This is a genomic window from Chryseobacterium sp. SIMBA_038 (genome assembly GCF_046535115.1).
In the GTDB taxonomy this organism is placed as follows: domain Bacteria; phylum Bacteroidota; class Bacteroidia; order Flavobacteriales; family Weeksellaceae; genus Chryseobacterium.
Map to the genome: position 1 here is coordinate 1 of NZ_JAWRXH010000254.1, position 260 is coordinate 260.

The window sequence follows — 260 nt, forward strand, 5'->3', positions numbered from 1 at the left end:
GTACACAGAACCCTGTTGCAATCGCCATCTGCCAATTGTTCATCGGTGATCTCCGTGTCGATGCGGCCCGAGGTGGGATCCGTTGACGAAATTGCATCGCAGTGTGGCACAAGAGTACATCGACGGCGCAGGGTTGAGCGTTCGCCCTGGCGGATTTTTGTTTCGATCGATATGCAGCGTTCCGGCGCATCGTCTCGGAAGGCTACGCGGCCCCATGTTCGTCCTGACCGATCAACAGTTCGGTCGGCGACAAGAACATG

At 56.9% G+C, this 260-nt stretch carries 1 protein-coding gene; it reads right to left on the reverse strand.

The window, feature by feature from the left end; genetic code table 11:
* Window positions 1-260, reverse strand: a 260-nt coding sequence (locus SB689_RS23455; RefSeq protein WP_410694452.1) for a hypothetical protein, incomplete at both ends; no start/stop codon positions are given.